Below are 14,281 nucleotides of genomic sequence, written 5' to 3'. Positions count from 1 at the left end.
CTATTTTACCACAACATTTTTGAAGTATTGTTGGAAAATAGCAGTGGTTTTTTGAATAATTTCTTCTGAAGGAGAAGGTACATCAGCGAAAGCGTATTCGAATTGTAATAAATCCCATTTGTGTTTTCCCATTTGATGGAACGGGATGATTTCTACTCTTTCCACTGTTTTATAGTCTGAGAAGTAGTGTCCCCATTCATGTAAATATTCTTCTTGATCAGTCCAACCAGGTACCAAGACATAGCGCAACCACATGGGTTTCCCCGTTTGTTCTCGGTATTTAGCAACTTTTAGTGTGGTTTTATTTTTTAATCCCGTTAGTTTTTTATGCCAATCATTGTTGATATGTTTGACATCTAGTAGTAGAATATCGGTCTTGTCTAGTAATTCTTTTGTTTGTTCGTCTAATACACGACCATTAGTATCTAAACAAGTTGAAATTCCATTGCTATGAAGTTTTTCAAAAAAAGGAATCAATTTAGCTCTTTGAAGTAAAGGTTCTCCTCCAGAAACGGTTACGCCTCCATTTTCTGCAAAAAATAGTTTTTGGTTGATTGCTTTTTGAACCAATTCGTCTATTGGAACAAAAGTGCCACCATGAACATCTAATGTGTCTGGATTTTGACAATACAAACATCTAAATTGGCAACCTTGAACAAAAATCACCATTCGAATTCCAGGGCCATCATGTGTGCCAAAAGTTTCCAACGAGTGTATGCGTAGCAAATCAATATCGGCATTATTTAAGGCTTCATCATGTTGGGACTGTTCAGGAAAATACATAGGCAAAAAGAAATTTATTAAAAAAACCTGTTTAGAGTATAGGTTCTAAACAGGTTTTAAAGTTAATCATTCATATTGAATTTAATGCTTAATTACATTCTATCGTGGAAAGTTCTGCTAATTACTTCCAATTGATGTGCTTTAGACAAACGAACGAAGTTTACTGCATATCCAGATACACGAATTGTTAATTGTGGATAGTTTTCTGGGTGCTCGTAAGCATCAATTAATGTTTCTCTATTTAAAACATTGACATTCAAATGATGTGCATCTCTTCCAAAATAAGCATCAAGAGTAGTTTTTAAGTTCAAAATTTGATCCTCTTTTGTAGATCCTAATGACTTAGGAATCATTGAAAAGGTATATGAAATACCATCTTGAGCATCATTGTATTTCAGTTTACTTACAGAGTTTAAAGAAGCGATAGCTCCATTTACATCTCTTCCGTGCATTGGGTTAGCTCCAGGAGCAAATGATTCACCACCTTTTCTTCCATCAGGAGTTGCTCCAGTATTTGTACCATACATCACGTTAGATGTGATTGTTAGTAAAGAAAGGGTTGGAGTAGCATTTTTATAGGTTTTGTGTTTTCTTAATTCCTCAATGAATAAGCTTGTGATTTCTATAGCGATATCATCTACACGATTGTCATCATTACCAAATTTAGGGAAGTCACCTTCAATATTGAAATCTACGGTTAATCCTTGTTCATTTCTGATAGGTTTTACTTTGGCATATTTTATTGCAGATAAAGAGTCCGCAATGATTGAAATACCAGCAGCACCGTAAGCAATATCAATGGCAGGATCACTATCAATTAATGCCATTTGGGCTCTTTCATAATAGTATTTATCATGCATATAATGAATGATGAACATCGATTTAGCATATACACGAGCTACTTCAGCTAATGTTTTTTTGAAAGAAGCCATTACTGTGTCGTAATCTAATACTTCATCTTTTATTTCAGGAATGTTATTGACAACTAGAGCTCCATGATGTTCTTCTCTTCCTGCATTTAATGATAATAATAATGCTTTAGGTAGGTTGGCACGCGCTCCAAAATGTTGAATTGATTTACCAATTTTTTGATAAGAAACACAACAAGCAATTCCGTAGTCATCAGAACCTCTGTTAGCTTTCATCAAATCATCGTTTTCATACTGTAAAGATGAAGTATCGATAGATACTTGAGCACAGAAATCTTTGAAACCTTTTGGAAGGTTTTGTGACCAAAGAATAGTTAAGTTTGGTTCTGGTGAAGCACCTAAATTATAAAGGGTTTGTAAGAAACGGAAGGAAGTTTTAGTAACTTTTGTTCTACCATCGTGGAATTGACCTCCAATAGCTTCAGTTACCCATGTTGGATCTCCACCAAATATTTCGTCATAAGCACCTGGACGTAAATGGCGAACAACTCGAAGTTTCATAACGAATTGATCAATGAATTCTTGAGCTTCTTCTTCAGTAATTAAACCACTTTTTAAATCTTGTTCAATATAAATGTCCAAGAAAGATGAAACGTTACCTAGTGACATTGCAGCACCATCTTGTTCTTTTACAGCACTTAAATAAGCTAAATAAGTGAATTGAACGGCTTCATATGCAGTAGTAGCTGGTTTAGAAACATCGACACCATAAGATAGTGCCATAGTTTTCATATCTTGTAATGCTTTGATTTGGCTGGTGATTTCTTCACGTAAGCGTACTTTATGTTCGCTCATCTCTCCAGTAATATTCGCAAAATCAGCTTTTTTTGCTTCAATTAATGCATCAGCTCCATATAAAGGTAAACGTCTAAAGTCACCAATGATTCTTCCTCTGGCATAATTATCAGGTAATCCTGTTAAAACGTGTTTAGAACGATATGTTTTGATCTCGGTATCGTAAGCATCAAAAACGGCTTGATTATGGTCTTTTGCATAATTGAAAATGTCTGATACTCTTTCTGACACTTGTAACCCTTTTTCTTTAACTGCGGATTCTACTAGTTTGATTCCGCCAAAAGGTTTCATCGCTCTTTTGAGCAAAACATCTGTTTGAAGACCAACAATCACCTCATTTTCTTTGTCAATATATCCAGGACCGAAAGCAGTAATATTTGAGATAGTCTCAGTATCGATGGCTAAACAACCATTATTTTGTCTTTCTTTTAATAATTGTTCTTTACATGCCTCCCACAATTTTGTGGTTTTGTTTGAAGGTCCAACCAAAAAATCTGAAGTTCCTTCATACGGAGTTATGTTTTTTACTACAAAATCATAAACATCAATCGTTGTAGTCCAATTTCCCTTTTTAAACGTTGCTGTATTTGTTACAATTTCCATTTCATTAATTTTTTTCAATGTTCTTAAAATACTTGTAATCATTTACTTAGCTAAATGAATACATTCAAATTTACGAAAAAAAAGCCTTGAAAAACAAGGCGAAATTAAAAGTGTCAAATGTTTTTGTTTTCATTAAAAAGACCTCAGAATTGGTAGAAATTCATGTTGTTTTTTTTGCTTTATGTATTTTTATAAAACATATTTAAGATAATGTTCGATTGTCATTTTGTTATTTTTTTAAAAAATATATTTTTTTGATTAAAATTTAGCTATGAAAAACTAAAAAAATAAGTCATTAGGATTTATTTTGAAGGAAATTTCTAATTAAATTTTAACTTTTTAGTTTTCTACAAAACAGCTTTATTTTTAAAGTTTTTCTCGATAGCTTTTATCATTTCTCCAGCAATATCTTTGTTTGTTGCTCCTTCAATTCCTTCTAATCCAGGAGACGAATTTACTTCGAGTAGTAAAGGTCCTTTAGAGGATCGAATAATGTCTACGCCAGCCACTTTTAAGTCCATAGCTTTAGCTGCTTTGATAGCAATCTTTTTTTCTTCACTTGTAACTTTTATTACAGAGGCTGTGCCACCAAGATGAATGTTGGCTCTAAATTCGCCTGGCATTGCTTCACGTTGAATGGCAGCTACGACTTTGCCATCAATTACAAAACAACGGATATCTTTTCCATTTGCTTCTTTGATGAATTCTTGCACTAAAATATTTGCATTTAAACTTTTGAATGCATTAATCACACTTTCAGCAGCTTTTTTAGTTTCTGCCAGAACTACTCCTTTACCTTGTGTACCTTCGAGGAGCTTTACAATTAAAGGAGGACCACCCACCATTTTTATTAAATCATTAGTGTCTAATGGAGAATTTGCAAATCCTGTGGTTGGAATGTCGACGCCATTGTTAAGTAATAATTGTAAAGAAAAGAGTTTGTCTCTAGATTGTGTTATCGCTGTAGATGAATTCAGGCAAAATACTTTTAAGGCCTCAAATTGACGGGTCAAAGCACAACCATAAAAAGTGATACTTGGTCGGATTCTCGGAATAATTGCATCAAATTGGTTCAGGATTTTTCCTCCTCTATAATGAATTTCAGGAGTTTTAGCATCCAATTTCATATAGCATTCTTTGATGTTCAAAAAATGCATTTCATGTCCTCGCATTTCACCAGCTTCCATGATTCGTTTGTTGCTGTATAATTCAGGATTGCTGGCCAAAACGCCAATACGTAAACCAGAACTTGCTTTTTCGGCATTCTTGTATAATTCTTTTAGATTGTCTACCGTAGGTTGTCCTAATAAGTATTTTTGCTCAGGGTCTACCAAAACACGTCCACTCATCGCTTCACGACCTAGAAGCATTCGAAATCCCATTGAGTCTCTATTGGTCAATGTCATTTCTATATTCCAAGTGTCGTCTCCAATTTTAAGTAAAGTCTGAATAACATAGCGTTGTTCTCTATACCCACTCGAACTTTTTACAATTCGCTTATCAATTAATGGTGCCTCACAATGAATAACAGTTTTGTTGTTATTTTGGATCGGATTAATATCAAATTTTACCCAATTGCTATCATTTTTGATAAATGGAGCAATATTTATTGCGTGCAAAGCCGAAGTTTTAGCTCCTGAATCGACTCTAGCTTTGATAGTAGGAATATTTAGGTCAGGGAAAGAGCACCATTCTTCGCTTCCTAAGATGACTTTGTTTTGTAGCATACAGCAAGTTATTTAATAAAACATCAAAAGTAACTTTTTGTTTTTTAAAAAAGTTAAATTAATATAAAGAATTAGCCCGTTATGTAGTAAAAAAAACATAACGGGCTAAAACAAATAATCTTTTTTAATCTATTGATTTGTAGGTTCTTCTGTTTTGTTTACATTAACTGTTAACTCAGAAGCACCTTCTTCAATGTCCATAAATATTTCGTCACCAGCATTAATTTTTGAAGTGATAATTTCTTCGGCTAGAGCATCTTCTACATATTTTTGGATAGCTCTTTTTAATGGTCTGGCACCAAATTGTTTGTCAAAACCTTTGTCTGCAATAAACGCTTTTGCTTTATCAGAAAGATTCAAGATGTATCCTAAATCTTTGATTCGAGCGTATAGCTTTTTTAATTCAATTTCGATAATCAAGTTGATGTCTTCTTTTTCTAATGAATTGAAAACAATAACATCATCGATTCTGTTTAAAAATTCAGGTGCAAAGGTTTTTTTCAATGCATTTTCGATAATGCTTTTTGAATTATCCTCGGCTTGCGCAATTTTTGCTGCAGTACCAAATCCAACACCTTGACCAAAATCTTTTAGCTGTCTAGCACCAACATTTGAAGTCATAATGATAATCGTGTTTTTAAAATCGATTTTGCGACCCAAACTGTCTGTCAAGAAGCCATCGTCTAATACTTGCAACATCATATTGAACACGTCTGGATGTGCTTTTTCTATTTCATCCAAAAGAACTACACAATATGGTTTTCTTCGTACTTTTTCGGTCAATTGTCCACCTTCTTCGTAACCAACATATCCTGGAGGTGCTCCCACTAATCTTGAAATGGCGAATTTTTCCATATATTCACTCATGTCGATTCTTATCAAGGCTTCTTCAGAATCAAACAATTCTTTCGCAAGTACTTTAGCTAATTGTGTTTTTCCGACACCAGTTTGACCTAAGAAAATAAAGGAACCAATGGGTTTGTTTGGGTCTTTTAAACCTGCTCTGTTTCTTTGAATAGAACGGGCTATTTTTAAAACCGCTTCATTTTGTCCAATTACTTTATTTTGAATAAGCTCTGGTAATTTAGCTAATTTATTGCTTTCAGTTTGTGCAATTCGGTTAACAGGAATGCCAGTCATCATAGAAACTACATCAGCAACATTGTCTTCTGTAACGTTGATTCGGTTATTTTTTGAGTCTTCTTCCCATTGCTCTTGTGCAATAGCTAAATCTTTTTCTATTCGTTTTTCATCATCACGTAATTTAGCAGCTTCTTCATATTTTTGTTTTTTAACTACCAAATTCTTCAATTCACGTACGTCTTCTAATTGACGCTCCAAATCTAAAATTTGCTTTGGAACATCTATATTAGTGATATGAACTCTTGAACCAGCTTCGTCTAGAGCATCAATAGCTTTGTCTGGTAAAAAGCGTTCCGACATATATCTGTCAGTTAGTTTTACACAAGCTTCAATGGCTTCAGGAGAATAAGTTACATTGTGATGGGATTCATATTTGTCTTTGATATTATTCAAAATAGTAATAGTTTCTTCAACCGAAGTTGGCTCTACGATTACTTTTTGAAAGCGTCTTTCTAAAGCGCCATCTTTTTCTATGTATTGGCGATATTCATCTAATGTGGTTGCACCTATACATTGAATTTCACCTCTTGCTAAGGCAGGTTTGAACATATTCGATGCGTCTAATGAACCTGTTGCTCCACCAGCACCAACTATGGTATGAATTTCGTCTATAAACAAGATGATATCATCGTTTTTTTCCAACTCATTCATAACGGCTTTCATACGTTCTTCAAACTGTCCTCTGTATTTTGTTCCAGCTACAAGGCTAGCTAAATCAAGAGTAACTACTCGCTTATTGAATAAAATTCTAGAAACTTTCTTTTGAATAATTCTTAAAGCTAATCCTTCTGCAATAGCAGATTTTCCAACTCCAGGTTCACCAATTAAAAGCGGGTTGTTCTTTTTGCGTCGACTTAGAATTTGAGAAACACGCTCAATTTCTTTCTCGCGACCTACGACGGGGTCTAATTTACCTTCTTCGGCCATTTCTGTTAAATCTCTCCCAAAATTATCTAAAACTGGTGTTTTGGATTTTTTGTTGGATTTATTCACAGGATTATTGAAGGTTCCTTCTTTAAGACTGTCATCTTGTCCTGAATCGTCATTGTATGATTCGTTTTTTGGCAAGTTGTCCATGTATTCTTGTTCGTTTGGAGTCATATTCAAATATTGTTCTTTGGCTAAATCATAATCTATTTTTAGTTTATTCAATAGCTTGGTTGTAGGGTCATTTTCGTTTCTCAAAATGCACAATAATAAGTGTGCTGTACTGATAGAAGAACTTTGGAATACCTTAGCTTCTAGGAAAGTAGTTTTTAAGGCTCTTTCAGCTTGACGGGTTAGGTGTAAGTTCTTTTTTTCAAGGTTTACATCAAGACTAGTGGGACTAGCAGGACTAAGAATCTCAACTTTTCTTCGTAGATGGTCTAAATCTACATCCAAATTGTTTAAAATATGGATAGCCTTTCCGTTTCCATCACGCAAAATGCCTAACATTAAATGTTCTGTACCAATAAAGTCATGTCCTAATCGTAAGGCTTCTTCTTTACTGTACGTAATAACATCTTTTACTCTAGGGGAAAAATTGTCATCCATGTGGTATCTATTTTTATATATGTAAATTTACTCATTTAGTATTTATAAACAAAAATCATTCCTACTAATATCAGTTGTCAGCTAAGTGACAAAAAAAATAGAAGAATCAAAGTTAAAATTATCGGAATTTATTAACTATTACAGCTTTTTTTATTGTTAATAAATTAGAAAAATTAGACTGTTAAAATGCCAAAAAAAAGTTCAGAAAGCCGTATATTGGCACGTTTTGAAATTAATATAATTATTTAATATAACAACTTATGTCTGAAGGAGAAAAGTTAATTCCTATTAACATAGAAGATGAAATGAAATCAGCTTACATCGATTATTCGATGTCTGTAATCGTATCAAGAGCACTTCCTGATGTTAGAGATGGTTTAAAACCCGTACATCGTAGAGTGCTATACGGAATGTATGATTTAGGAGTTTTTTCAAATAAAGCCCATAAAAAATCCGCGAGAATTGTCGGTGAAGTTTTAGGAAAGTATCACCCACACGGAGATACTTCTGTTTATGATGCCATGGTTCGTATGGCTCAAGAATGGAGTATGCGTTATTTATTAGTTGACGGACAAGGTAACTTTGGTTCTGTAGATGGAGATAGCCCTGCAGCCATGCGTTACACAGAAGCGAGAATGCGTAAAATCTCTGAAGAGATTATGGCTGATATCGAAAAAGAAACCGTGGATTTTCAATTGAATTTTGACGATACTTTGTATGAGCCAAAAGTAATGCCGACACGTGTTCCTACCTTATTAATTAATGGTGCGACAGGAATTGCAGTAGGTATGGCTACCAACATGCCACCCCATAACTTAACCGAAGTAGTCAATGGAACCCTAGCTTATATTGACAATAATGATATCGAGATTGACGAATTAATCACACATATTAAAGCTCCTGATTTTCCAACAGGAGGTATTATATACGGTTATGAAGGAGTGAGAGAAGCCTTTAAAACGGGTAGAGGTCGTATCGTGATGCGTGCTAAAGTAGGTTTTGAAGAAGTTGACGGAAGAGAGTCTATTGTAGTAACCGAAATTCCATATCAGGTAAATAAAGCTGATATGATTAAGCGTACAGCTGATTTAGTAAATGAAAAGAAAATTGAAGGTATAGCGAATATCCGTGACGAGTCAGACAGAAACGGTATGCGTATAGTTTACATCTTAAAACGTGACGCTACTCCAAATGTAGTGTTGAATACCTTGTATAAATTTACTCAATTACAATCTTCGTTTAGCGTAAATAATATTGCTTTAGTAGATGGTCGCCCACAACTGTTGAATCTAAAAGATTTGATTCACTATTTTGTTCAGCATCGTCATGACGTTGTAATCAGAAGAACACAATTTGAGTTAAGAAAAGCAGAAGAACGCGCTCATATTTTAGAGGGTCTTATTATTGCTTCAGATAACATAGACGAAGTAATTGCATTAATTAAAGCTTCTAAAAATACTGAAGAGGCGAGAGATAAATTAATTGAAAGATTTAATTTGTCAGATATTCAGGCTCGTGCAATTGTTGAAATGCGATTAAGACAATTAACAGGTCTTGAACAAGATAAATTGAGAGCGGAGTACGAAGAAATTATGAAGTTAATAGATCACTTGCGTGCTTTATTATCAGATGTAAATTTGCGTATTGCTTTGATAAAAGAAGAACTAATCGAAATTAGAGATAAATACGGAGATACTCGTCGTTCTTTGATTGAATATTCAGGTGGAGATGTAAGTATTGAAGATTTAATTGCTGATGAGAGTGTGGTTGTGACTATTTCTCATGCAGGATATATTAAACGTACTAATCTGAGTGAGTATAAAACACAAAATAGAGGAGGAGTTGGGCAAAAAAGTGCTGGCACGAGGGATCAAGATTTCTTGGAACATATGTTTGTAGCAACCAACCACCAATATATGATGTTCTTTACTCAAAAAGGTAAGTGTTTCTGGATGAGAGTGTATGAGATTCCTGAAGGAAACAAGACTGCAAAAGGAAGAGCAATTCAAAATTTAGTTAATATTGAAAGTGATGACAAAGTAAAGGCGTATATTTGTACACAAGATTTAAAAGATAAAGACTACATAAATAGCCATAATTTAATTATGGTTACCAAGCAAGGTCAGGTTAAGAAAACTTCTTTAGAGAAATATTCAAAACCACGTGTGAATGGAGTAGCTGCTATTACAATTAAAGAAGGAGATGAATTGTTGGGTGCACAATTAACAAATGGAGAAAGTCAAATTATATTAGCAGTTAAATCTGGAAAGTTAGTTCGTTTTGAAGAAACAAAAACGCGTCCAATGGGAAGAACCGCTTCCGGTGTTCGAGGAATTACTTTAAAAGACGAATCCGACGAAGTTATAGGAATGGTTACTGTGGATAAAGAAGATATTAGTGACTCTCAAATTTTAGTGGTTACCGAGAATGGATATGGAAAACGAACCAAGTTGGTTGAAGATGGCGAAGATGTGTATCGAATTACAAATCGTGGAGGAAAAGGAGTTAAAACATTAAATATTACAGAAAAAACCGGTAAATTAATCTCTATTAATGCGGTTACCGATGCTGATGATTTAATGATTATTAATAAATCTGGATTAACAATCAGAATGGCTATTGAAGACTTACGTGTTATGGGTCGTGCTACTCAAGGAGTTAAATTGATTAACTTAAAAGGAAATGATTCGATAGCTGCGGTTACAAAAGTAATGAAAGATGAAGCAGATGAAAATGGTAATTCTGAAGATTCAGCTGTTGAACGTGTAAAACCAGTACTTGAAGTCCTTGAAGATGATACAGTCGTAGATGACGATGATGATGACGATGATGTAGTTGAGGACGACAACGATGAGGAGGAAGATATAAATGATGAAGATTAATAAGTAATAAATAAATAAAAATAGAATACCATGAAAAGTAAATATGTATTACTCGCATCAACTATGTTGATATCAGTAGCTACTTTTGCACAAAAAGATCAAATTAAAGCAGCTGAAAAAGCATTAAAAGCGGGTAAATCCGACGAAGCCAAAACAATTTTGTTAGATGCCGAATCGGTTATAGTAAATGCTACTGAAGCTGAAAAAGCACAGTACTATTTTGTTAAAGGAAATGTGATGTTAGATTTGGCTAACAAAAGTATAGATAAAGACGCTAATTTATCTTCAGCGGCTGGTGCGTTTCAGGAATTGCTTGAGGTTGAGAAAGCATCTGGTAAATCAAAATATACGGCACAAGCTACTAAGTCTGTAATGGATATCAAATATAAATTGATTAACGAGGCTATTGCGGATTCTAAGTCAGATAAATATGAAATAGCTGCCAAAAAATTGTATGATGCGTATCAATTAGATAAAAAAGATACTATCAATTTATATTATGCAGCGTCAACCTATGTAAATGCAAAAAATTATGACGCTGCTCTAAAAAATTACGACGAATTAAAAAAATTAAACTATTCTGGTAAAGGAACTAATTATTTCGCAGTAAATAAGTTGACTTCTCAAGAAGATATGTACTTGACAGCTGCAGAAAGAGATCGTATGATTAAATTAGGGACACATGAAAAACCAAGAACAGAAGTGATTCCTTCTAAAAGAGGTGAGATTTATAAAAACATTGCTTTGATTTTAGTGCAACAAGGTAAATCCAAAGAAGCACAACAAGCGGTAGCTGATGCAAGAAAAGCTAATCCAGAAGATACTTCACTAGCTTTAACAGAAGCAAACTTGTATTTAGAAGCTAAAGATTTTGATACGTATAAAAAATTAGTAGCAGATATTTTGGTTAAAAATCCAAATGACGCAGATTTGGTATTTAATTTAGGAGTTTTAAGTGCCAATGCAAAGAACACTGTCGATGCCGAAAAATATTACAATAGAGTAATTGAAATTAATCCAGCTTACACTAATGCTTATATTAATATTGCAGCTTTAAAACTAGAAAATGAGAAACCTATCATTGACGAAATGAATAAATTAGGTACTTCTACTAATGATATGAAGCGTTACGATGTTTTGAAGAAAAAAAGAGAGGAGTTGTTTAAAAGCACAATCCCTTTTCTTAAAAAAGCGGTTGATTTAGACCCAAAAAACGTTGACGTTGCAAAAACATTGTTGAATGTGTACAGTGCATTAGAAATGACTGCTGAATACAAAGAATTAAAAGCAAAAATTCAATAATTAAATTTATGATTTGCAAAAAAAAACGCCATTCTTTAAAGAATGGCGTTTTTTTATGATTTGCTTCGTAATATCCAAAAGTTAAATTTGCAAAATTTTACTTAAAATAAGAAAAGGTTTCATTGTTTTCGATTTTTAACAAGGTTTCGTAAATTAATTGAATTACATTCTCTACATCTTTACGATGAACCATCTCTACAGTTGTATGCATATATCGCAATGGTAATGAAATTAACGCTGATGCTACACCTCCATTACTGTATGCAAAAGCATCAGTATCTGTTCCAGTTACACGTGAGGAAGCTAAACGCTGAAAAGGAATTCCTTTTTCTGAAGCCGTATTTAAAATAAGTTCTCTTAGGTTGTTTTGTACAGCTGGTGCGTAAGTTATTACTGGGCCTTTGCCTATTTTGGTCTCACCTTCAATCTTCTTGTCGATCATTGGTGTTGTTGAATCGTGACAAACGTCTGTGACTATAGCAACATTAGGTTTGATAGTTTGTGTAATCATTTCCGCTCCTCTTAACCCAACTTCTTCTTGAACAGCATTAGTAATATACAGACCAAAGGGAAGTTGTTTTTTGTTTTCGTGTAATAATCGAGCAACCTCTGCAATCATAAAACCTCCCATTCTGTTGTCAATTGCACGACAAACAAATTTGTTTTCATTCATAATCATGAATTCATCAGGGTAAGTAATGACACAGCCAACGTGTACACCGAGTTTTTCAACCTCTTCTTTGGTTTCACAACCTAAGTCAATGAAGATATTACTTGTTTTTGGATTTTCTTCTTTATCTCTATTTCGCGTGTGAATGGCAGGCCAACCAAAAACTCCTTTTACGATTCCTTTTTTGGTATGAATATTTACACGTTTCGAAGGAGCGATTTGATGATCCGAACCTCCGTTTCTAATTACATATACTAATCCGTCTTCGGTAATGTAATTTACATACCAGGCAATTTCATCAGCATGTCCCTCGATTACAACTTTGAAAGGAGCTTCTGGATTGATAACCCCAACGGCAGTTCCATAGGTGTCTGTGATAAAAGTGTCTACATATGGCTTTAGGTATTCCATCCAAATTTTTTGACCCTCAGATTCAAATCCAGTAGGTGAGGCATTGTTTAAATATTTTTCCAAAAAAGCCAAAGAATTGGCGTTTAATATTGATGCTGAACTCATATAAATTATTTTTTGCTAATTTATAAATTTGGCATTAGACTTGGAGTATAAATTTATAATTTTGAATTATAAAATTTTACTATGAACCGAATCTACATTTGTTTGTTTTTCTTTTTTTGTTTTCTCTCAACTAATGCACAGGTTGTTCAAAAGGGAAACGAAAAAAATGACCCTGCCATTATTGAAAATGACAGTATTCTCAGTGATACCATTCTGTTACCCGAGATAATTATTAGTAAAGAAAAATTAAGTTTAGAAGATAAAAAGCAATTTCTAATTCTTCAAAATAGAGTATATAAAACGTATCCTTATGCTAAACTAGCATCTGAAAGATTAGTAGCACTCAGAAAAGGAATGTCGTATTTGAAAACAAATAAAGAAAAAAAGAAGTATTTTAAAATTGTTGAAGACTATTTGACAAATGAATTTGAAGCTAAACTTAAAAAGTTGTCTAGAAAACAAGGTCAGATATTGGTAAAACTAATTCATAGACAAACAGGAACAACAACTTATGAATTGGTTTCCGACTTGAAAAGTGGCTGGAAGGCCTTTTGGGCTAATACTACAGCTAGAGTTTTTGATATTAATTTAAAGACAAAGTATAATCCTTACGATGTTAATGAGGATTTTTTAATTGAAACGATTTTAGTTCGTGCTTTTGAATCAGGTCGTCTTCAAAACCAACCACCTGCAACGCCTGTTAATTATGAAGACTTAAATGAGTCTTGGCATGCAAAGGCTAGTAAGCTTCAATAGTAACAGTGTTTTATGTGAATTGCTTTTTTTAGGAGCTTTTTCCGGCTGTCCGTTGTATCTCTTGGGTCGAACCCCGCCCCAAGAGGATGCCACTCCCATCCGGGCTAGGGTAGTGAATGCTAAAAGAGCGTTTTTTTAATGATTATTACCTAATATATACAAAGTATGGATAGTGTATGAATACATTATATATAGTATAGAAAAAGTAATGGTGTAATAATGCTAACTACTATATGAGGAATAATTAGTCTTATTGTACCCTGAAAATATAGTACTTAATGGTGTTATTTGTGCTTTAAACTCATTGTGCTTGTTGTGAATCACATTTTTTACAAAGCTAAGGTTTTTGTTAAATAATGATTATCAATACTTTATTGTTTCATTAAAAAATAAATCAAAAAAAGCTTTAAAAAAGGCTTGTTAAAACGGAAAAAGGTGTTACTTTTGCACCCGCAACAACGGCAACGTTCATTTAAATACTGACAAGCGATTGATATAAAAGAAGAGAAATTTTCGAAAAAAAATATCAAAAAAAGCTTGTGAGAAATAAAAACGCTGTTTACCTTTGCACCCCGCAAAAGACGCGAAGTTCCTTGAGAGATTGATAAGAAGATGAGGGCTAAATGGAAATAAAAATTT

At 33.6% G+C, this 14,281-nt stretch carries 9 protein-coding genes; 3 read left to right on the top strand and 6 right to left on the bottom strand.

Features of this window, described 5'->3' with window-relative positions:
• The 4 genes from pflA to ACZ1AQ_RS02445 all read right to left on the bottom strand — a co-directional run bounded on the left by pflA (position 1) and on the right by ACZ1AQ_RS02445 (position 7,516).
• On the bottom strand, positions 1 to 783 hold the full coding sequence (gene pflA / locus ACZ1AQ_RS02460; protein WP_489631367.1) for a pyruvate formate-lyase-activating protein: 783 nt from the start codon (positions 781 to 783) through the stop codon (positions 1 to 3).
• A 92-nt stretch (positions 784 to 875) separates the two neighbouring features.
• Positions 876 to 3,110, bottom strand: a complete 2,235-nt coding sequence (pflB, locus tag ACZ1AQ_RS02455) for a formate C-acetyltransferase (RefSeq protein WP_489631366.1) — start codon at positions 3,108 to 3,110, stop codon at positions 876 to 878.
• A 347-nt stretch (positions 3,111 to 3,457) separates the two neighbouring features.
• On the bottom strand, positions 3,458 to 4,837 hold the full coding sequence (rimK, locus tag ACZ1AQ_RS02450; RefSeq protein WP_489631365.1) for a 30S ribosomal protein S6--L-glutamate ligase: 1,380 nt from the start codon (positions 4,835 to 4,837) through the stop codon (positions 3,458 to 3,460).
• Between the two features lie 129 nt (positions 4,838 to 4,966).
• Entirely contained in the window at positions 4,967 to 7,516 is a 2,550-nt protein-coding gene (locus tag ACZ1AQ_RS02445; RefSeq protein WP_489631364.1) for an ATP-dependent Clp protease ATP-binding subunit, read from the bottom strand.
• Between the two features lie 260 nt (positions 7,517 to 7,776).
• Here ACZ1AQ_RS02445 and gyrA point away from each other — a divergent pair, with 260 nt between their 5' ends.
• Both gyrA and ACZ1AQ_RS02435 read left to right on the top strand, forming a co-directional pair.
• The gene (gyrA, locus tag ACZ1AQ_RS02440; RefSeq protein WP_489631363.1) at positions 7,777 to 10,398 is read left to right on the top strand and encodes a DNA gyrase subunit A; all 2,622 of its coding nucleotides are present in this window, start codon (positions 7,777 to 7,779) and stop codon (positions 10,396 to 10,398) included.
• A gap of 30 nt (positions 10,399 to 10,428) precedes the next feature.
• Positions 10,429 to 11,700: a tetratricopeptide repeat protein gene (locus tag ACZ1AQ_RS02435; RefSeq protein WP_489631362.1), complete on the top strand. Its 1,272-nt coding sequence runs from the start codon at positions 10,429 to 10,431 to the stop codon at positions 11,698 to 11,700.
• Between the two features lie 97 nt (positions 11,701 to 11,797).
• On the opposite strand, the gene ACZ1AQ_RS02430 is transcribed toward ACZ1AQ_RS02435, so the two are convergent.
• Positions 11,798 to 12,886 (bottom strand): M42 family metallopeptidase, encoded by a 1,089-nt coding sequence (locus ACZ1AQ_RS02430; RefSeq protein WP_489631361.1) that lies wholly within the window; start codon positions 12,884 to 12,886, stop codon positions 11,798 to 11,800.
• A gap of 81 nt (positions 12,887 to 12,967) precedes the next feature.
• Between ACZ1AQ_RS02430 and ACZ1AQ_RS02425 the strand changes: the two genes are divergently transcribed.
• The gene (locus ACZ1AQ_RS02425) at positions 12,968 to 13,642 is read left to right on the top strand and encodes a DUF4294 domain-containing protein (protein WP_489631360.1); all 675 of its coding nucleotides are present in this window, start codon (positions 12,968 to 12,970) and stop codon (positions 13,640 to 13,642) included.
• A 371-nt stretch (positions 13,643 to 14,013) separates the two neighbouring features.
• On the opposite strand, the gene ACZ1AQ_RS02420 is transcribed toward ACZ1AQ_RS02425, so the two are convergent.
• On the bottom strand, positions 14,014 to 14,281 hold a 268-nt coding region (locus ACZ1AQ_RS02420; RefSeq protein WP_489631359.1), incomplete at its 5' end, for a hypothetical protein.

Source organism: Flavobacterium sp. UM26, assembly GCF_057922445.1.
This window is presented reverse-complemented; position numbering and strand designations above follow the sequence as displayed.

Excerpts from the sequence above, each read along its gene's own strand:
- pflA (WP_489631367.1), bottom strand. The coding sequence starts at position 783 with ATGTATTTTCCTGAACAGTCCCAACATGATGAAGCCTTAAATAATGCC.
- pflB (WP_489631366.1), bottom strand. The coding sequence starts at position 3,110 with ATGGAAATTGTAACAAATACAGCAACGTTTAAAAAGGGAAATTGGACT.
- rimK (WP_489631365.1), bottom strand. The coding sequence starts at position 4,837 with ATGCTACAAAACAAAGTCATCTTAGGAAGCGAAGAATGGTGCTCTTTC.
- ACZ1AQ_RS02445 (WP_489631364.1), bottom strand. The coding sequence starts at position 7,516 with ATGGATGACAATTTTTCCCCTAGAGTAAAAGATGTTATTACGTACAGT.
- gyrA (WP_489631363.1), top strand. The coding sequence starts at position 7,777 with ATGTCTGAAGGAGAAAAGTTAATTCCTATTAACATAGAAGATGAAATG.
- ACZ1AQ_RS02435 (WP_489631362.1), top strand. The coding sequence starts at position 10,429 with ATGAAAAGTAAATATGTATTACTCGCATCAACTATGTTGATATCAGTA.
- ACZ1AQ_RS02430 (WP_489631361.1), bottom strand. The coding sequence starts at position 12,886 with ATGAGTTCAGCATCAATATTAAACGCCAATTCTTTGGCTTTTTTGGAA.
- ACZ1AQ_RS02425 (WP_489631360.1), top strand. The coding sequence starts at position 12,968 with ATGAACCGAATCTACATTTGTTTGTTTTTCTTTTTTTGTTTTCTCTCA.